The organism is Pseudomonas guineae (assembly GCF_900113745.1).
Taxonomy (GTDB): domain Bacteria; phylum Pseudomonadota; class Gammaproteobacteria; order Pseudomonadales; family Pseudomonadaceae; genus Aquipseudomonas; species Aquipseudomonas guineae.
Genome location: NZ_FOQL01000004.1, coordinates 395,155 through 414,446 on the forward strand (window position 1 = coordinate 395,155; position 19,292 = coordinate 414,446).

17 protein-coding genes are annotated in these 19,292 nt (G+C 60.5%); 6 read left to right on the top strand and 11 right to left on the bottom strand.

Going from position 1 to position 19,292, the window contains the following annotated elements; all coding sequences use genetic code 11:
• Positions 1-69 precede the first annotated feature (69 nt).
• Positions 70-3,024 carry a sensor histidine kinase gene (locus BMZ32_RS16110; RefSeq protein ID WP_090243804.1) on the bottom strand — a complete coding sequence of 985 codons (2,955 nt, stop codon included), beginning with the start codon at positions 3,022-3,024 and terminating at the stop codon, positions 70-72.
• A gap of 45 nt (positions 3,025-3,069) precedes the next feature.
• Positions 3,070-3,246, bottom strand: a complete 177-nt coding sequence (locus tag BMZ32_RS16115; protein ID WP_090243806.1) for a hypothetical protein — start codon at positions 3,244-3,246, stop codon at positions 3,070-3,072.
• A 163-nt stretch (positions 3,247-3,409) separates the two neighbouring features.
• Here BMZ32_RS16115 and BMZ32_RS16120 point away from each other — a divergent pair, with 163 nt between their 5' ends.
• Together BMZ32_RS16120 and BMZ32_RS16125 are read left to right on the top strand one after the other, a co-directional pair.
• On the top strand, positions 3,410-4,648 hold the full coding sequence (locus BMZ32_RS16120) for a parallel beta-helix domain-containing protein (RefSeq protein WP_090243808.1): 1,239 nt from the start codon (positions 3,410-3,412) through the stop codon (positions 4,646-4,648).
• Positions 4,648-5,760 (top strand): SO2930 family diheme c-type cytochrome, encoded by a 1,113-nt coding sequence (locus BMZ32_RS16125; protein ID WP_090243810.1) that lies wholly within the window; start codon positions 4,648-4,650, stop codon positions 5,758-5,760. Before BMZ32_RS16120 ends, BMZ32_RS16125 begins: the two co-directional genes overlap by 1 nt.
• Positions 5,761-5,796: 36 nt before the next feature.
• Here the strand turns inward: BMZ32_RS16125 and BMZ32_RS16130 are convergent, their stop codons facing one another.
• The 7 genes from BMZ32_RS16130 to BMZ32_RS16160 form a co-directional block, all read right to left on the bottom strand.
• Complete coding sequence (locus tag BMZ32_RS16130; RefSeq protein WP_090243812.1) at positions 5,797-6,741, bottom strand: DUF808 domain-containing protein; 945 nt, start codon at positions 6,739-6,741, stop codon at positions 5,797-5,799.
• Between the two features lie 1,065 nt (positions 6,742-7,806).
• Positions 7,807-8,718 carry a glycerophosphodiester phosphodiesterase family protein gene (locus BMZ32_RS16135; protein ID WP_090243815.1) on the bottom strand — a complete coding sequence of 304 codons (912 nt, stop codon included), beginning with the start codon at positions 8,716-8,718 and terminating at the stop codon, positions 7,807-7,809.
• Between the two features lie 214 nt (positions 8,719-8,932).
• Positions 8,933-9,505, bottom strand: coding sequence for a HupE/UreJ family protein (locus tag BMZ32_RS16140; protein ID WP_090243817.1), 573 nt, complete (start codon positions 9,503-9,505; stop codon positions 8,933-8,935).
• 265 nt (positions 9,506-9,770) lie between these two features.
• Positions 9,771-10,385, bottom strand: coding sequence for an urease accessory protein UreG (gene ureG, locus BMZ32_RS16145; RefSeq protein ID WP_090243819.1), 615 nt, complete (start codon positions 10,383-10,385; stop codon positions 9,771-9,773).
• 19 nt (positions 10,386-10,404) lie between these two features.
• Positions 10,405-11,079 (bottom strand): urease accessory protein UreF, encoded by a 675-nt coding sequence (locus BMZ32_RS16150; RefSeq protein WP_090243821.1) that lies wholly within the window; start codon positions 11,077-11,079, stop codon positions 10,405-10,407.
• Positions 11,076-11,576, bottom strand: a complete 501-nt coding sequence (gene ureE, locus BMZ32_RS16155) for an urease accessory protein UreE (protein WP_090243823.1) — start codon at positions 11,574-11,576, stop codon at positions 11,076-11,078. The genes BMZ32_RS16150 and ureE overlap by 4 nt, the downstream gene beginning before the upstream one ends.
• Before the next feature lie 164 nt (positions 11,577-11,740).
• Positions 11,741-12,331, bottom strand: coding sequence for a TetR family transcriptional regulator (locus BMZ32_RS16160; RefSeq protein WP_090243916.1), 591 nt, complete (start codon positions 12,329-12,331; stop codon positions 11,741-11,743).
• A 212-nt stretch (positions 12,332-12,543) separates the two neighbouring features.
• Here BMZ32_RS16160 and BMZ32_RS16165 point away from each other — a divergent pair, with 212 nt between their 5' ends.
• The 3 genes from BMZ32_RS16165 to BMZ32_RS16175 all read left to right on the top strand — a co-directional run bounded on the left by BMZ32_RS16165 (position 12,544) and on the right by BMZ32_RS16175 (position 15,766).
• Positions 12,544-13,659 carry a ferredoxin reductase gene (locus BMZ32_RS16165; RefSeq protein ID WP_090243825.1) on the top strand — a complete coding sequence of 372 codons (1,116 nt, stop codon included), beginning with the start codon at positions 12,544-12,546 and terminating at the stop codon, positions 13,657-13,659.
• Between the two features lie 11 nt (positions 13,660-13,670).
• Entirely contained in the window at positions 13,671-14,759 is a 1,089-nt protein-coding gene (locus BMZ32_RS16170) for a fatty acid desaturase family protein (RefSeq protein WP_208598735.1), read from the top strand.
• A 116-nt stretch (positions 14,760-14,875) separates the two neighbouring features.
• Complete coding sequence (locus BMZ32_RS16175; protein WP_090243828.1) at positions 14,876-15,766, top strand: esterase/lipase family protein; 891 nt, start codon at positions 14,876-14,878, stop codon at positions 15,764-15,766.
• 23 nt (positions 15,767-15,789) lie between these two features.
• Here BMZ32_RS16175 and BMZ32_RS16180 read toward each other — a convergent pair whose 3' ends face one another.
• Complete coding sequence (locus BMZ32_RS16180) at positions 15,790-16,116, bottom strand: Rieske (2Fe-2S) protein (RefSeq protein ID WP_090243830.1); 327 nt, start codon at positions 16,114-16,116, stop codon at positions 15,790-15,792.
• A 124-nt stretch (positions 16,117-16,240) separates the two neighbouring features.
• Complete coding sequence (locus tag BMZ32_RS16185) at positions 16,241-18,454, bottom strand: TonB-dependent hemoglobin/transferrin/lactoferrin family receptor (protein ID WP_090243831.1); 2,214 nt, start codon at positions 18,452-18,454, stop codon at positions 16,241-16,243.
• A gap of 130 nt (positions 18,455-18,584) precedes the next feature.
• On the opposite strand from BMZ32_RS16185, the gene BMZ32_RS16190 reads away from it, so the two are divergent.
• Entirely contained in the window at positions 18,585-19,289 is a 705-nt protein-coding gene (locus BMZ32_RS16190) for an energy transducer TonB (RefSeq protein ID WP_090243833.1), read from the top strand.
• The last annotated feature ends 3 nt before the right edge of the window (positions 19,290-19,292 follow it).

Genomic DNA, 19,292 nt, shown 5'->3' on the forward strand with positions numbered 1-19,292 from the left:
GGTCTCTCGACGGTCTCGAGGCATGCCGCTGGGCTAAGGGCCTGGCAGGCATGCTCTCAGTTAGCTGGTTTAAGTCGCTAGGGACGTCGCCTCGACATGCCTCGGCAGGCTGACCCGGATGCGGGTGCCGCGTTGAAGCTCGGGGTCGGCCGGGCTGTCGATTGTTATCTGTCCATAATGCTCTTCCACGATCGAATAGACCAGCGCGAGGCCGAGGCCGGTGCCCTTGCCCACTTCTTTGGTGGTGAAAAAGGGCTCGAACAAACGGTCGATGATCGCTTTGGGGATACCGGTACCTTCGTCTTCGACGATCAGATCGACGGTGTGTTCGAACGCTTCACTCTTGATCCGGATCGCGCTGCTGGGCGGCGAGGCGTCACGCGCGTTGGACAGCAGGTTGATCAGCACTTGGGCGAGACGCTGCGGATCGCCGATCACCCAGTGGTCGGAATCGCAGAGGTTGAAGAACTGCACGTCGACGCTTTGCCGATTGAGCGCTAGCAGGGCAATGGCGTCCTGGGCGACCTGGGCCAGGCAAACCGGCTCTTCGCTGTTCTGGTGGCTGCCGGAATGGGCAAAGCTCATCAGCGACTGGACGATGCGTGACACGCGCTTGGTTTGTTCGATGATTTGCGCGCTGATCTCGGTCAGCTCGCTGTCACCTTCACGCTCTTCGCGCAGGTTCTGCGCCAGGCAAGCGATGCCAGTAATCGGGTTACCGATCTCGTGGGCCACCCCGGCGGCCAGGCGACCGATGGACGCCAGGCGTTCGGAGTGCACCAGTTTGTCTTCGAGCATCTGGGTTTCGGTGAGGTCTTCAACCAGCAGCACCAGGCCGCTGTTACCGGGTGCCAAAGGTTCGTCGATAGCGGCCTTGTGCAGGTTAAGCCAGCGGGTTTGGCCGTCGAGAGCCAGGCTCTGTTTATGCAGGTGCTCGTCGGGCAGCTCGATAAAGTTCTGCAGCAGACCGCGCCACGGTTCACCCAAGGCGCTGAGGCGTGAGCCGACCACGCGCTGGGCGGGGATTTCGGTGAGCTCTTCCATGGCTTTGTTCCACATTAGGATCTCCTGATCCTTGGCCAGCGAGCAGACGCCCATGGGCAGTTCCTGAAGGGTCTGGCGGTGGTAGCGGCGCAGGGTGTCGAGTTCGGCGGCCAGACCGGTGAGGCGTGAGTGGTAGTCCTCTAGGCGGTTCTCGATAAAGTGGATGTCTTCGCTGACGTAGGTTTCGCTGCCGGCTTTATACGGCAGGAACGTTTCGACTATGTCCTGGGCCACGCTGGGGCCCATCAGCCCGGACAGATTGGCCTCGATACGGTCACGCAGGCGGCGCAGGGCATAGGGGCGCGCCTCATCGAACGGCAGATGCAGGTCGCGTAGCGCCTGTTCGACCTCATGCTGGGCGGTTTTTGCGCCCAAGGGTTTGGCCAGTTGTGCGGCAAATTCCTGCGGCGAATTGGCCAGCAGTTCACGCCGTTGCGGGCGACGCACGTTGTCCACGGCGCAGGCTTCAGCGGCGCTCTTCTCTTCCTGGCTGGCTTCGGTGAACAGCGACACCAAGGTGAACACCAGCACGTTAGCGGCCAGCGAAGCGATCGCGGCCATGTGCCAGCTGCTGTCATCCAGTACATAAATGACGTTGAACCAGGGCAGGTAAAGCCCCTGTAGGTTGCCGAGCATCGGCAACAGCATGCTCACCACCCATACGCCGACACCGGCCAGCAAACCCGCAATAAAGCCTTTGCGATTAGCCGTCGGCCAGTACAGCACCGAGAGCACGCCGGGAAGGAACTGCAAGGTGGCGACGAAGGCAACGATGCCGAGGTTGGCCAGGTCCTGCTCGGCCCCGAGTAATAGGTAGAAGCCGTAACCCGCCATGATCACCAGCAGGATCAGCGCACGGCGCGTCCACTTCAGCCAACGGTAAATATTGCCCTCAGCTGGCGGTTGATACAGCGGTAACACCACATGGTTAAGCACCATGCCGGACAGCGCCAAGGTGGTGACGATAATCAGCCCGCTGGAGGCTGACAGTCCCCCGACATAGGCAATCAAGGCCAGGGTTTGGCTGTTAACGGCAATGCCCACGCCGAGGGTGAAGTATTCCGGGTTGGTGGTGGCGCCCAGCTTCAGCCCAGCCCAGAGGATCAGCGGAACGGCCAGGCTCATCAGCAACAGGAACAGCGGCAGGCCCCAGCTGGCGCTGACCATGGCGCGCGGGTTGAGGTTCTCGGTAAAGGTCATGTGGTACATGTGTGGCATGACGATGGCCGAGGCGAAGAACACCAGCAAAAGCGTACGCCAGGGGCCTTCTTGCAAGGGGGTATGCAGGTTGGACAGCGAGGCTTGATTTTGTACCAGCCAGGATTGCAGGTCCTGCGGGCCATCGAACACGCCGTACAAGGCATACAGGCCGATGATGCTGATCGCCACCAGCTTGACCACCGACTCGAAGGCAATGGCGAACACCAGGCCTTCGTGCTTCTCACGGGTGGCGATATGGCGGGCGCCAAACAGGATGGTGAAGAGGATGATCAGCCCGCAATAGGCCAGGGCCACGCGTTCTTGTACCGGCTCGCGGGTGAGAATGCCGATCGAGTCCGCCACCGCCTGAATCTGCAGCGCCAATAACGGCAGTACGCCGATCAGCATAAATACGGTGGTGAGGGCGCCGGCCCAGGTGCTGCGAAAGCGGAAGGCGAATAGGTCGGCCAGGGAAGACAGCTGGTAGGTGCGGGTTATCTTCAGAATCGGGTAAAGCAGCACCGGTGCCAGTAGAAACGCCCCGGACACGCCCAAGTAACTGGCCAGAAAGCCATAACCATATTGGTAGGCCAGACCTACCGTGCCATAGAAGGCCCAGGCGCTGGCGTATACGCCGAGTGACAGGGTGTAGGTCAGCGGGTGACGGATTATCCAGCGTGGTATCAGGCCGTGCTCACTGATCCAGGCGACGCCGAACAGGATAAGAAGGTAAGCCGCACTGATCAGGATCAGCTGGCTCAGGCTAAAGCTTGTCAGCATCAGGTCGGCTCGGCGAATAGAAGAAGGTCATGTAGGTGCAGCGGTTCAGAGTTCATCGGCATCTTGCTGGCTCTGCAGGATAAAGGTGACGACGATCAGAATCAGCCACAGCAGGTAGGGGCGGTACCAGGCCCCATTGGGGTCGATCCACCAGTCCATGATGGCGGGGGAAAACAGATAGATCCCCACTACCAGGATCAGCACCAGTCGATAGATATACATGCCGCATCTCTTCGCTTAATTGCCGGCGATGGTAACGGATGCGTGACGCTCTGCGTAGGTCGGCGCGTGGCCGGATGGCGCTAAGACTGCAGACGTGGAGCTTGGTTTTTTTATTGGTTGGTACTATCGTTCCACTTTCATAAGAAGAATACTGGAGATTGCCATGCGCCTTGCCCCGCTTTCCTTGCTTGCCTTGTCCGTGCTGCTCGCCGCCTGTGGCGAAGAGCCTGCCTCGGTGGCCAATCTGGATTTCCAGAAAGATCTACAAACCCAGCTGATCAAAGCCAAGCCAGGCAGCGTGATTGAGATTCCTGCTGGCACCTACCAGCTCGACCGCAGCCTGAGCCTGAAAGTCAGCGGTGTGACCATCAGGGGCGCAGGCATGGACGAGACCATCCTCAGCTTTAAGGGGCAGAAGTCGGGCGCCGAAGGCCTGCTGGTAGATGCCTCGGACTTCACCATTGAAGACATCGCCTTCGAAGACACTAAGGGTGATTCGCTGAAAGTGGTGGGCGGCAAGAACATCATCATTCGCCGCGTGCGCACCGAATGGACCAACGGCCCGGCCAGCGAAAACGGCGCGTACGGCATCTACCCGGTACAGACTGAAAACACCTTGATCGACGGCGTGGTGGCCATCGGCGCGTCGGACGCCGGTATTTATGTCGGCCAGTCGCGCAACGTGGTGGTGCGCAATAGCCGCGCCGAGCGCAACGTCGCCGGTATCGAGATCGAGAACACCATCGGTGCCGACGTGTATGACAACGTCGCTACGGGTAACACCGGTGGCGTTCTGGTGTTCAACATGCCCAACCTGCCGCAAGCCGGTCGGGTAACGCGGGTATTTCGCAACAGGATCGAAGGCAACAACCACCCGAACTTCGGCCACAAAGGCACGCCGGTGGCCAGCGTGCCGGCCGGTTCCGGTGTGGTGATCAACTCCAACGATGAGGTCGAGGTGTTCGACAACGACATCGGCGAGCACAAGACCGCCAACGTGATCATCAGCAGCTACTTCAGCACCGGGTATACCGACCTCTCCACCGCCGAGAACTTTGACCCTTACCCCGAAGGTATCCATATCCACGGCAACCGTTTTGGCCCGGCGGGCGACAGCCCGGATCACTTAGAGCTGAAAGCGCTGAAAATCAGCCAATTCGGCTTAAATGGTCGCCTGCCGGATATTCTCTGGGACGGTTACGTCAACCTCGACATCTTGGTGGACGGCAAGCTACCGGCTGACCGGGCGATTTGTATCAACAACGGCTCGGCCGCGATGATCAACGTCGATGCGCCGAACAACTACCAGAACATCAGCACCGAGATGGCTGATTACCGTTGCAGTTTGCCGCCGCTGCCGGCAGTTAAATTGGCCTCGGCCGAAGCCGGTCAGGGGGCCTGATGCGCAGGTTGCTTCTAGGTGTGCTGCTGCTCCTCGCCGGCTGTGAACAGCCGCCGGCGCCGCTGTATATGCCGGACGGCGACAACTACCCGGAAAAGCTCAGTGAATGGGGCATGCTGCAGCGCGCCGATGGCTTTATCGCGCTGATTACCGAAGCGCTGCCCTATGATCTGAACACGCCGCTGTTCACCGATTACGCACACAAGCTGCGCAGTGTCTGGATGCCGGTAGGTGCGTCGGCACACTACGGCGAGGCGCATTTCGACTACCCGCTCGGGACTGTATTGAGCAAGACCTTCTACTACCCCAAGGATGCACAAGGTCGTTTGCTGCTCAATGAGCAGGACGACCGCGACCCGCAACGCGGCCTGGAGTTGGCACGGGTGCAGCTGATTGAGACGCGCATCCTACTCAAGCAACAGCATGGCTGGGTGGCGCTGCCCTATGTGTGGGATGAGCAGCAGCTGGAGGCATCTCTCGAATGGGCCGGTGCCAGCCGCGATGTCCGCCTGTTGGATGCCCAGGGTCAAACTCAGCCCGTTACCTATCAGGTACCGGACGCTAACCAATGTGCCGGCTGCCATGAGGAGCGCGCGGGGCAGGGCCTTAACCCGTTGGGGCCGAAAGCACGGCATCTAAATAAAGATTTCACCTACGCCGAGGGCGCGCACAATCAGTTGCAGCACTGGCAGCAGCAGGGACGTCTGCAAGGGTTGCCGGCGGACTTGCAGGGCGTGCCGCACAACGCCCTGTGGCCGGCCCCGCGCCCTACTGAAAGCCTGGAGCAGCAGGCGCGCAGTTACCTGGATGCTAATTGCAGCCACTGCCATAACCCCACCGGACCGGGGCGTACCTCGGGCTTGCTGCTTGATCCGGCTACGACCATCGGCATTCGTTATGGCCTGTGCAAGCAGCCGGTGGCCGCCGGTAAGGGTTCCGGTGACCGGCGCGTGGATATTCACCCAGGACAACCAGACAAATCGGTGCTGATGTTTCGGGTTGAAAGTGCTGACCCCAGTGTGATGATGCCGGAGCTCGGCCGCTCCATCGTGCATACCGAGGGTGTCGAGGTGCTGCACCGCTGGATCACCAGCCTGGCGGGGGATTGTTGAGTCCCCCGTTACGTGGTCTGCGTGACGACTGCCGATTTAGGCAGCGGGTTTTGCCGATTTCATCGTTTTCCATAGGCGCGTTGCCAGGTTCACCAGTAGCAGCACGACAGCCCCAGCAATGATTCCGATGCCGGCATTGAGTAGGGTGGGTAGCAGGGCCGCCAGCAGGCCGCTGCTGGCGGTAACACTCAGCGCCAACTGATCGATCCACACCTGCGCGGCATGGATGCCGTGGGTGAGGATGCCACCACCGACCATAAACATCGCCGCGGTACCGAGAACCGACAGGCTCTTCATCAGGTACGGCGCGGTAAACAGCAGGCCACGACCGAAGCTACGTTGCAGGCGTGCGCCGCTGCGCTGGCTGAGAAACAGGCCGGCATCGTCCAGTTTGACGATGCCCGCTACCAGCCCATATACCCCGATCGTCATCAAAATGGCGATGCCGGAGAGCACCACGACCTGCTTGCCAAAGCTGGCCAGGGCCACAGTGCCGAGGGTGATGGCGATGATTTCTGCCGAGAGGATGAAGTCAGTGCGGATTGCACCTTTAACCTTGTCTTTTTCAAACGCCAGCATGTCGATCTCAGGGTCTGCCACGGCATGCCGCCGTTGCTCGTGCTGGACCTCGTCCTCGTGCTTACTGTGCAGAAATCTGTGCGCGAGTTTCTCGAAGCCTTCATAGCAGAGGAAGGCCCCGCCGAGCATCAGTAATGGCGTCACCGCCCAGGGTATAAATGCGCTAATCAGCAGGGCTGCGGGCACCAAAATCAGCTTGTTTTTGAACGAGCCCTTGGCTACTGCCCAAACTACCGGCAGCTCACGCTCGGCGCGCACGCCGCTAACCTGCTGGGCATTAAGTGCTAAGTCATCGCCGAGCACACCGGCGGTTTTCTTGGCTGCGACCTTGGTCATCAGCGCCACGTCGTCGAGAACGGCGGCGATATCATCGAGCAGGGCTAACAGGCTGGCACCGGCCATGGGAAATATTCCTTTCTGCGCTGTTTGGGGGGGAATCACCAGCGAGTCGTGCGGGTAATAGTGCGCAGATTTATACGTGACTCAGCCGGCGGCAGCCAGAGGCGGCCAACCTAGGTTTGCCGCAGTGCACGAAATCGCCCTGCAGATTAGTCGCGGCTGCTGCCACTGGCGCCACTGGCATAAGCGGCAAGCACGCTGCGTAACAGGTCATTAAGTGGCATGGGGTCTCTCCTTGATTGGGTCAGGCGAGGTTATGCCTGTGCGCGACGTTTGGGGTGTTGATTGTCTCGATGAGGCTCATAGGCGCAGGACACATTTAGCGTTATGCACAGTGCTGGAGTCGTGGGCGGTTAGTTGTGCACAAAGGCTGTGGGGCATTCTGTGGATAAGGTGGGTGTAGACACGTGAGAGCTTAGTCGTGCAGCTGTTAGCGGTTGTTGTGTGTTTTTTGATCAGTTTGTTGTTTGGCGTATAAACACCAGAACGGCCTGGTTATTGAGGGTGATATCGGGGGGTGGCGCTAAAGTTGTCCACGGCTACTGTGGGTAGAGTTGTTCATAACTCTGGTATGCCTGCCTGTAGGCCTTATTTGGCGTGGCTTTACAAAGGTTGTGTGTTTTTTGATCAGTGGGTTATTTATCGTATAAACAACAAGTTAGTCTGGTTATTCAGGTTGCGATAGGGTAGCGCTAAAGTTGTCCACGACTACTGTGGGTAGAGCTGTTGATAACTCCGGTATGCCTGCCTGAAGTCCATTGTTGGTATGGCTTTGCGTGTATTGGTCAATTTTCGATCAGCCTGTAGTCGCGGGCTAAAACGTCATTTGTAGCCGGTCGAGTCAAGCAATAATCAGTTTATTTCGAAGGTTTTCCCCAGGAGGTCGGTGCGCGGTGGATAACTTATCCCAAGTTACTGTGGAGCGATCTGTGGATAAGCTGCGCACGCTTGCATCGAGGCCACGGCAGGCGTGGCTTTAAGCGGTTAGGTTGTTTTTTGTACAGCGAGCTGAGTGGCGCGCCTGCTTTACCCCTGGAGGCTGATGTGTAGCAGGTTGTACACAGGTGCTTAATCTTTCAGGGCGCTGATTCGGGTCGAGCGGCCGAGCACCTGCAATGCACGGTCCGGGTAGTCGGTGATCAGTGCGTGGGCACCCAGGTCGAGCAGGCGGCGCATGTCCGGTTGTTCGTTGATGGTCCAGAGTTGCACGTTCAGTCCGCGTTGCGCGGCGGCCTTGAGCAGACTTGGGGTGGCAACGGGTATACCGTCGTGTGCTTCGGGAATCTGCAGCGCCTGGTAGGAAGGCGACAGCACGTTACCCAGCCCCACCCAGTTAAGTGCCACCAGCAGGCGCACCGAGCTAGGGCCTGCGGAAGTGGCCACGCCGGGGCAGCGTTCGCGGAACAACTGCAGGCTGCGGTCATAGAAGCTACCAACGATGACCCGGTCGCGTTGTTGATGCGCCTGTAGGGCATCACACAGCAGGACCTCCATGCCGACATCGGGCACCTTAATCTCGATTACCTTGGCCTGTTCGGGCAGGCTTACGAGCACCTCGGCAAAGCTGGGGATACGGACACCCTGGCCACGGTAGGGATAACTCTGACCGCCATCCGCGCTCCAGTTAAAGCCAGCATCCAGTGCCTGTAGCTGCGCCAGGTTGAGCGCAGCTACCGGGCCTTGGCCGTCTGTGGTGCGCTCCAAGGTGCGGTCGTGGATCACCACCAGCTCGCCATCACTGGACAGCTGTAGGTCCATCTCCAGCATGTCCACGCCCAGGGCGCTGGCACGCTGGAAGGCAAACAGGCTGTTCTCCGGCCACAAGCCCTTGCCGCCGCGGTGGGCGATGACCAGCGGCTGCTCGGCAAACGCATTGAGCACAATCGCCGGTTGCGCCGGTTTGCTGGTCAGTGCCAGCACGCCGAGGGCAATGGCAAGCAGCAGGAGCGGAGCAGATAGAAAACGGGCAACATGCAGCATGATAAAAGTCCAGGGTGGTCATATAGGCTGTGGTTATTACACCCCGACTATGACAAAGCCATGGCGGCTGAGCGAGAGGCGAAATACGCCAATCCAGGGCCTATCTAAGCCAGCCAGCAGTGGTTTATACCGCCCGGATGCACTCTGTGCAGGCCCGCCCGGATTTGATTTGGCCTATGTAGGCGGACATCAGGCAGGTCTGGCTGCGTTGCGCTCAACCGGTCAGCAACCAGGCACCGGTTACTGCCGAAGCCACGCCTAGTACCCGTACCACCGGTGCAGCCGCGTGCGGCAACAGGCGCACCAATGCGTAGCCACTGGCGTGCAAGGCGGCAGTGGCGATCACAAACCCGGCGGCGTAGCCCCAAGGGCTGGCTAGTGCTGGCAGTTCCAGGCCGTGGGCGACGCCATGGGTCAGGGCAAATACGGCGGTCAGGCCCATGGCACCCAGCACCGGCAGGCGAATGGCCACGGCCACCAGCAGGCCGAAGGCCAATACCGAGGCGGCGATACCGGTTTCCATCAGCGGCATCTGCAGGCCGTTAAAGCCGAGCAGCCCACCGATTAGCATCGTGCCCACAAAAGTCAGCGGCAGCGCCCAGCGCGCCGCGCCGGATTGCTGCGCGGCCCACAGGCCAACGGCGAGCATAGCCAGCAGGTGGTCGAGGCCGAACACCGGGTGAGCCAGGCCGGCCATAAGGCCTGAGTGGTCGTGGCCGGCATGGGCGAACGCCATGGTTGGGCTGAGGAACAGGACGATGGCGAATAGTGATTTGCGCAGGTTCATGGGGTGTCTCCTTGACTGAGTAAGGTTGTACTTTGAACCTGTTTTACGATCTCGCGAGCCATACAAGGCGCTACGTTAGTAACAGCCTCCGGCTGGTCAAAACGTCGAGGAAGCGGAGCTCACGTGTTGTAAATGAGCATTACTCGTTTTACTCGCCCCTTGCCCCTTGCCCCTCGGGTCGCGCTGAAGCGCGTTAGCCACAAGTGGCTTGCCGGGGCTGTTTTAACGCCGAATGGCCGACGCGCAGCAGATCGTAAACAGGTTGTTAGGCTGCGGTGAGCATGCCGTGCTGTTCAATAAAGGCAATGATCTGCTCCAGGCCTTGGCCGATCTTCTGGTTGCTGAACACAAACGGCTTGTCGCCGCGCATCTTCAGCGTGTCGCGCTCCATTACCTCAAGCGAGGCACCCACCAGTGGCGCCAGGTCGATCTTGTTGATCACCAGCAGGTCGGACTTGCAGATGCCCGGGCCGCCCTTGCGCGGCAGCTTGTCGCCGGCGGAGACGTCGATCACGTAGATGGTCAGGTCCGACAGTTCCGGGCTGAAGGTCGCCGAGAGGTTGTCGCCGCCGGACTCGACGATGATCAGGTCGAGGCCGGGGAAACGCCGGTTGAGTTGGTCAACGGCTTCCAGGTTGATCGAGGCGTCCTCACGGATGGCCGTGTGTGGGCAGCCGCCGGTTTCCACGCCAATGATCCGTTCCGGGGCCAGGGCCTCGTTGCGCACCAAAAACTGCGCGTCCTCCTGGGTGTAGATATCGTTGGTCACCACGGCCAGGTTGTAGCGTTCACGCAGGGCCAGGCACAGGGCCAGGGTCAGGGCGGTCTTGCCAGAGCCGACCGGGCCACCGATGCCGATACGCAGGGGTTGGCTGTTCATCTTTAAGTCTTCCTTATCATCAAGAACGGAATAAACGGCTGTATTGACGTTCGTGCGCCATGCTCGCCAGGGCCAGACCGAACGCGGCGCTGCCCCAATGTTGTGGTTCTAGTTCACTGGCTTGGCGCTGCGCCTGATCGAGTAACGGCATCAGCTGCGAGGTCAGACGCTGGGCGGCTTGTTGGCCCAACGGCAAGGTTTTCATCAGCACCGCCAGTTGGTTTTCCAACCAGCCCCACAGCCAGGCGCTCAGCGCATCGTCTGGTTCGATCTGCCAGGCGCGTGCGGCCAATGCCCAGCCGACGGCCAGGCCAGGTTCATCGAGTTCGGCAAACAGCTGCTGCGCCGGCGCGTCCAGCTCCGGCAGGCCGCTGAGAAGCTGCTGTAGGGAATAGCCCATCTGCCGGCTTTCCAGGCGTAATTCGCGGGTTTCGCGGCTGGCACGCTGTTGTTCGGCCAGGTTGCGCAGCTGGTTCCAATCCTCGTTAGCGGCTGCCTCGCAATGGGCGAGCAGTAACGGTGCTTCAAAACGGGCGAGATTGAGCAGTAGCTGATCGGCGATCCAGCGTTGGGCACTTTCTGCGTTATCGACCAAGCCCTGCTCGACCGCCATTTCCAGCCCTTGGGAATAGCTGTAGCCGCCAATCGGCAGTTGCGGGCTGGCTAACCTAAGCAGCTGCCAAGCGGGGTTCACTTACGCGCACCGAACTGATGCAAGCGCGGCGTATAGCTGAATTCGGCATCGCCGGCATGTGAGTGGTGATGGCCGCCGCCATAGGCACCTTGCTCGGGTTGGTAGGGTGCCTCGACGTTTTCCACTGTGGCACCAAGCTGTTCGAGCATGGCCTTGAGCACGTAATCATCTGGCAGGCGCAGCCAGCCATCGCCCAGCTGCAAGGCGACGTGGCGGTTACCTAGGTGGTAGGCGGCGCGCATCAGTTCAAACGGATTGGCGCAGGTCACGTGCAGCAACGGCTCGGCGCGGGCGATGACGCGCACGATGCGGCCATCCTCGGCGTGCAGGCATTCGCCGTCGTGCAGAGCGGGCTGGCCGCGTTCGAGGAACAGGCCGACATCCTCGCCAGTCAGGCTATAGCAGCGCAGGCGGCTTTTGCTGCGGGCCTCAAAGCTCAGTTCAAGTTCGGCATCCCAGCGTGGCTGGGCGGCAATACGGCGGTGGATCACCAACATGGGGCAGCTTCCGGCAGGTCAATGCCGGTTATAGAGCAAGTGCCTTGCCAATCCATGTGCGCCCAGGCGGATGTAGGGCTGACGCCGGTCGCGTGCAAGCTTTCTGTGCGTTGCTTGGGCTGATTTGGTGCGATGAAGGGGTGTGTGAGTTGTTTTGGTGCGTGTTAGTGAGTGGTCTGGCCCAGCCCTTGCCAGTGTTTGGCTCCGATAAAGATAAAGCGCAGCTGCTCAATCATTTTGAACTCGGGTGAGGCATGCATCGGCAGCGTGGGGGCGGGCGGGTCGATCAGCTCGGGCAGGGTGGCGAATACGGTTTTCACCACCAGGTCGGCAATTACGTTCTGCGCCGGGCCATCGAAATGCTGCAGTCTCGGCATGGTGGCGAGGTCGGCCACCAAATCCGCGCTAATACGTTCACGCAGTGCGCCTACAGCCTGGCGAACCAAAAGCGAGCCACCGTATTGCTCGCGGGCGAGAAACAGGAACTGCGAGCGGTTGGCCGTCACGGCGTCGAGGAAAATACGCACCGAGGCGTCGATCACCCCGCCGACTTCGAACTCGTGGTGGCGCACCTGGCGGATGGTTTCGCGGAAGGTTTCGCCCACTTCAGCCACCAGCGCCAGCCCTAGGGCATCCATGTCATCAAAGTGACGGTAGAAACCGGTTGGCACAATACCGGCACAACGCGCCACCTCGCGCAGGCTCAGGCTGCCGAAACCACGGCCGCTGTCCATCAGGCTGCGCGCCGCGTCCATCAGGGCGTGGCGGGTTTGCAGTTTTTGTTCGGCGCGCGGTTGGAGTGGTTTCAAACTGCCTGGCTCTGCATGGCTAAATCAGCGCCGCACTCTAACAAATGCCGGCCGTTTGCGTCGAACGGCCTCCGCTCGAGTCGATTTGGGTGCACGAGTGTTGACTGAATAAATAGCCCCTGACACTCTAGTGCACGAATGTTCACTGGAGTCCTTCTATGGCCCTTCTTCCTTTTGCCTGGGTGCGCGGTTTCGCACGCCTATTGCGTCCGCTGCGCGTGCTGGTAGCGCATGGCGGTTTGCGTGAAAGCGATGTTGATGCAGGGCTGGCGCTGCTGCACTCGGCGCTGCGGTTGAACCGGGTGTTTGCTCGAGTCACGCAGCGGCAATGGGTTGCCGACGACATGCTCGAACTGACTTTGCGCGCCAACGGTAACTGGCCGGGCGCGCAGCCAGGTCAGCATGTGCAGTTGTATCTTGAGCGTGGGGGTGTGCGTTTGAGCCGCAGCTATAGCCTGACCGCTGTGCAGGCGGACGGCAGCCTGCGCATCGCCATTAAGCAACAGCCCGGCGGCCGGGTGTCGCCCTACCTGCTGGAGCAGTTAGCAGTGGGCGATGTGCTGGAATTGGGGCCGGTGCAGGGCGAGTTGCGTTGGCCAGCTGCAGCCCAACCAGTGCTGCTATTGGCCGCTGGCAGTGGTATTACGCCGCTGTTGGGGCTATTGCGCGTTGCTTTAGCGCAAGGCTTTAGCGCCCCGGTCACCTTGCTGCATTACGTCCGTGAGCAGGGCCAGCGGGCTTTTGTCACTGAGCTGCAGGCTCTTCAGGCGCAGTACAGCAACCTGCAGGTGCGCTGGTCGCTGACCATGGGCAATGTTGAGCCCGGCGAGCTGAGCGGACGGTTCGTCATCGAGCATCTAGCTGCCGTTAGTGAGTTAGATCAACGCAGCGTGCTGGCCTGTGGCCCGGCGGGGTTTGTTGCCCAGGTGCAGCAGTGGTGGCAAGCCGCCGAGTTGCCCGGTGCGCTGCAGGTTGAAGCCTTCACGCCGCCAGCGCTCAGCCGCGACATCAGTGTGCGCCAGGTGCGTCTGGGTTTTACCCGCAGCCACCAGCAGGCGCTTGCCAATAACCAGCGCAGTTTACTCGAGCACGCGGAGGACCAGGGGTTGCAGCCGGCCCATGGCTGTCGCCAGGGTATCTGCTCCAGCTGCACCTGCACCTTGATCAGCGGCACGGTGCGCGATTTGCGCAGTGGCGCGTTATTCAGTGAATCGGGACAACCCATTCGCCTGTGTGTCAGCGCGGCGCATAGCGATATTGAAATTGATCTTTAAAGGAGATGCCCATGCGTAGTGATCGTGAGCTTTCTACGGATGAAATGAATGCGTTCGGCCATGAGTTGGATGCCTTGCGTCAGCGCACCCTGGCCGATCTGGGCGAGGTGGATGCGCGTTATATCCGCCGTATTCGCGCGGCGGTGCGCTTCTGTTGCTGGAGTGGGCGCGGCCTTCTGATGTTCGGCTGGTTTGCGCCGACCTGGTTGCTGGGCACGGCCTTGCTGGGGCTGGGCAAGATTCTCGAAAACATGGAACTGGGCCATAACGTCATGCACGGCCAGTACGACTGGATGAATGATCCTGAACTGGCCGGACGCAGCTATGAGTGGGATATCGCCGGCCCGGGTGATTTCTGGCGGCACACCCACAACCATGTGCACCACACCTGGACCAATGTGTTGGGCATGGATGATGACGTCGGTTATGGCGTGGTGCGGTTATTCCCCGAGCAGCGCTGGAAGCCGTTCTACCGCTGGCAACCGCTGTGGGTGACGATTCAGGCGCTGTTGTTCCAGTATTCTGTGGCGATCCAGCATTTGCGCTTGGACAAGGTCTTCAAAGGCAAACTGAGCAAGGAAGAGGTGCGCCCGCTGATCAAGCAGTTCAACACCAAAATCCTGCGTCAGTGGGGCAAGGATTACCTGTGCTTCCCGCTGCTGGCGCTGCTGTTTGGGGCCAACGCCCTGGCGGTGCTGGCCGGTAACATTGTCGCCAACCTGATCCGCAATTTGTGGACCTTCACAGTGATCTTTTGCGGGCATTTCACTGAGCAGGCGGCCGTATTCAGCAAGGAGTCGGTGGTCGGTGAGAGCCGTGGCCACTGGTACCTGCGCCAATTACGTGGTTCCAGCAATCTCAACGGTGGGCCGCTGTTTCATATCCTCACCGGCAACCTCAGCCACCAGATCGAGCACCACCTGTTCCCCGACTTGCCGGCGCGGCGCTATGCGGCGCTGGCCGTGGAGGTGCGCGAGATTGCCGAGCGTTACGGCCAGGTCTACAACAACGGCAGCTTGTGGCGGCAGTTCGCCACGGTGCTCAAGCGGATTTGGGTGTACCGCTGTCCGCCAGCTGAGGTCGTGTCTACGCAGGTTTAGGCCGACGGCCATATTGCTGCGAAATTGAGCGGCTACTACCGCTCAGTGTCTATGCGCTGGCTATTTGTAGCGTTGTTAGCGGATGCTCAGGGCTTCAATTACCAGGAAGGTTAGCCATGACGTCATCATCTGCTCCCCGTTATCCGCTGGTCTTGGTGCCCGGTTTGCTTGGGTTTGTCAGCCTGCTCGGTTATTCCTACTGGTACGGCATTGTCTCGGCGCTGCGCCGGCTTGGCGCGCAGGTGTTCCCGGTGCTGGTGTCTTCAGTGCATTCCACCGAGGTGCGCGGCGAGCAACTGCTGTTGCGCATCGCCGATGTGATACAGGAGACCGGTGCAGAAAAGGTGCATCTGATCGGTCATAGCCAGGGCGCACTGACGGCGCGTTATGCCGCGGCGTTGAAACCTGAGTGGGTGGCGTCCGTGACCTCGGTAGCTGGGCCCAACCACGGCTCGGAACTGGCGGATTTTCTTAAACGTAAAGCGCCGCATGGCAGCCTGCGTGAGCGCCTGTTGTCGCGTCTGCTGCGCGGTGTGGCCCGCTGCATGGCCTGGCTGGAGCGCGGCTATAAAGGCGAGCCATTGCCGATGGATGTGGCGGCGGCGCAGCAATCGCTGACCAGCGACGGTGTGGCGGCGTTCAATGTGCAGTACCCACAGGGTTTGCCGGAGGTCTGGGGCGGTGAGGGCGCGGCCGAGGTCAATGGCGTGCGTTACTACTCCTGGTCCGGCACCATTCAGCCGGGTATCACCGATAAGGGGGGTAATCGTTTCGATGGGCCGAATGTTGCCTGCCGCATGTTTGCCAAGACTTTTCAGCGTGAGGTTGGGCAGTGCGATGGCATGGTCGGGCGTTACAGCTCGCACTTGGGTACCGTGATTGGTGATCAGTACCCGATGGACCACTTCGATATCATCAATCAGACCTTCGGCCTGGTAGGCAAAGGTGCTGAACCGGTGAAGTTGTTTGTTGAGCATGCGCAGCGTTTACAGGCTGCAGGGCTCTAGCTCGCGAGATCGTAAACAGGTTGTTAAGCCTCGTTTAGATCGACCCAGATGCCCTGATCATCTTCGCGGATGGCCAGTATCTGCAGCGCTTGCCCGGCGCAGGGGCCGGCGACGCATTCGCCAGATTCGATCAGAAACAGTGCGCCGTGGGTGGCGCACTGGATCAGGCTGGCGCTGGTATCAAGAAACTGGTCAGGAAGCCATTCCAGCGGGATGCCACGGTGCGGGCAGCGATTGCGATAGGCATACAGCTGGCCGTCCTTGCGCACGGCAAACAGCTTCTCTTCAGCTATCTCAAAGCCCCGGCTCTGGCCTTCGGTCAGCTCATCCGGCGCACATAAACGCAACATAGGAACCTCCACGACAGGCGCGCATTATGCCGCCCTGGCGCGGAAGTGAAAGAGCAGGGCGCATCCTTGCGCCAAGTGGAACTCGGTTGAGTGCTCGCAATAGCACGCTTATCAGGTGTGGCGGTCAGATTTCCCAGACCAGATTCACGGCAGCATAGCGGCCCGGCTGGGTGTAGCGGCCCAGGCTGGTGCTGTCTTCACTGATGCTGCGTACATCGCCCCACTGCCAGTATTGTTTGTCACCCAGGTTATACAGGCCGGCGTTCACTGAGAGTTGCTCAGTTGCCTGCCAATACCCTGTCAGGTCGAGCAAGCCGTAGCCGGAGGGCTCGTACTGATTGGCCGTCTGGGTTTGGTCGACGCGCTCCTTGGCCGCCACCAGCGTCCAGGCCAGTTCGCCACCAAACTGCCCGCTGGGCGCGTCATAGCCGAGGCCAAACACCGCTTTCAGCGGATCGACACTGTTGATCGGCTGGCCGCTGGCTTCGTCCTTGCCGCGTGCATAAGCAATCGAGCCGCGCAGATGGGTGCCGTTCGGCAGACCAACGCTGTTGAGGAACAGCTCACCTTTGGCTTCGGCGCCGCGGATGGTGACGCGATCCAGGTTTTGGTACTGGAAGGTCATGCGCCCGTTGCCGGTTGGGTCGTTGGCCAGGGTGACCTGCTCGATAAAATCGTCGTAGCGGTTGTAGAACAACGCCAGGGCAACGCTGCCGGCGCTGTAGTTGCCGCGCAAGCCGAGCTCATAGCTGTCGCTGGTTTCCGCCTTGAGGTCGGGGTTGGCAATGGTTTGGTAGCCACGGGCAAAGTTGATGAACTCACCGAAGATATCCACCGCGTTGGGCGCACGGAAACCGGCGGCGTACTGGCCGTAAACGCTGTGGGCGTCGTCGAGCTGGTAGGTCGCGCCGAACTTGGGCGAAATGGCGTCGTCTTTGTAATCAGAGGGGTTGTTGTTGACCGGTTGGCTGTTCAGGTACTCCTGGGTGACGTCCGGTTTCATCTGGTAATGGTCATAGCGCACACCCGGCAGCAGGGTCCAGCGGCCGATCTCGATGCTGTTTTGGGCAAACAAGGCGTACTCGGTGGACGTTGGGTCGGGGAAGTCGCTCAGTGGGAAGGTTTCATTGCCCGGAATGGCCGGTACCGGCAAACCATTGTTGGCATAAACCTCGTTGCCACGGCGCAGGTCACTGCTGTCCAAACGTTTGATGTCGACGCCGTAGACCAGGTGATGTTTGGCGTTGCCGGTTTCGAACAGCTTGTCGAATTTAGCGTTGAGCGCCCACAGTTTTTCCTCGTAGGAGGAGTCGCGGCTGCGCTCACGCAGACGACCCGCGCTGAAGCGGGTTTGTTCGGTGCGTTGACGGATTTGGCTGTCCTGATAGCTCAGCTGCCAGTCAACGCGGTCGGCGATCACGCTGCCGAGCTCGAATTGATGCTGCAGGCTAACGCGCTGGCGGTCGGTGGTGTCCGTGGCATCGGCAGTGCGCACGGTGGCGTTCGTGCTGTATTCGCTGAGCACGCGGGTGTTGGCGCGGTCTTCCAGGGTCTCGTAGGTCAGCTGCAGGCGGTCGCTATCGTTGTAGCTCCAGCCGATTTTGCTCAGCAAGTTGTCGGCGCGGTAGTCCTGCGGGTTGGCTTCTTCACGTGGTGCGCCGATCCCGCTGCGGCCGCCAAAGGTGTCTTGGGCCTGACCGTCGCGCCGGCCGAGGTGTACCAGGCCATCGAACTGGCCTTGGCGTGCGGCCAGGGTGGTGCTGCGCATCCAGCTGTCGTCGGCGCCGCTGTAGCCCGTTTTGAGGCGGGCGTAGACGTCATCACCTTCATCCAGATAGTCGCCGGCATCTTTGGTGAGGAAGCTCACGGCACCGCCAATCGCGTCGCTGCCATACAGCGAGCTGGCCGGGCCACGGATGATTTCCACCTGCTTTACCGTGTCTGGGTCGACGTAGTTGCGGCGTGAGTCGAGGAAGGGCCCGAAGGTGAAGGCATCCGGGGTCGGTACGCCGTCCACCTGGGTTAGCACGCGGTTGCCGCCAATGCCGCGAATGGTAAAGCCCGCGAGGCCAAAACGGCTGCCGGTGCCGCCGACGGTAACGCCGGGCTCATAGCGCACCAGGTCCTGAATGTTCTTCACGTTCTGCTGATCGATATCGCGTTCGGTTTGTACCGACACCGTGCTCGGCACTTGGTCCAGGGTTTGCTCGGTTCGAGTCGCAGTGACGGTCACCGTGTCGAACTGGTTCGGCGCTTTCTCGGCGCCAAGTGCCAGTGATGGGCTCAGTAATAGCAAGGCAAAGCAGGTGCGGCGTGGGAATGGAGGGCTTCTGTGCATGGGAACTCCAGGATCGTACGAGCGGCTTCTGTGGCCACCGGGTTGGCATCGGCGGCAAACCTAAACGACATTGACATGCAAATGCAAATAGTTATCAAATAGATTTAATTCGATTTGACTGGATTTCTGCATGTTGCGTTTGCCGTTGTTTTTGTTGCTGTCGCTGGCGCTGCATGCCGCCGGCTGGCTGCTGCATGGCAAGGCGCAACCGCCTGCGTTGAGTGCGGCGCAAACCCGCGAAGCGCCCCAGGTACTACGCCTGGCTGCACTGCTGCAACAGGCCGCGCCGGCGCCGGTCAAGCTGCCAGAGCAACCGCAACCGCAACCGCAACCGCAACGCCAGGCAGTAGTGCCTAGAAAGGCACCGGCACCTAAGCCTGCAACGCAGGCGCCAGAGGCCAAGGCAAAGCCAGCGCTAGTGGCACAGCCAACTCAAAGCCAGCCCGTGCAAGCGCAGCCAGCCGAGACAACCAGTCAGTCGTCAGTGGTGGTTGCAGCTGCTCAGGTCGTGCCTACCAAGTCGGTTGCCGCGCAACCGACCGCTGAAGTGTTCAGCGCTAAACCGAGCTTTCGTGATCCGCCACGCCAGCCGAACTACCCGGCTCAGGCGCGGCGGCGAAACCAGCAAGGTGAAGTGCTGGTTGAGGTGCGCTTGGATGCGCTTGGTCGGCAACGCAGCCTCAACGTACTGCGCTCTTCGGGGGTGGACAGTCTCGATCGCGCCGCGCTTGAGGCCGTGGCGCAGTGGCGTTTTCGCCCTGAAACCAGCGCCGGCCAGGCCGTGCCTAGCCGCGTACAGATCCCTATTCGGTTCGCTTTGACGGCGAGCCGTTGATTA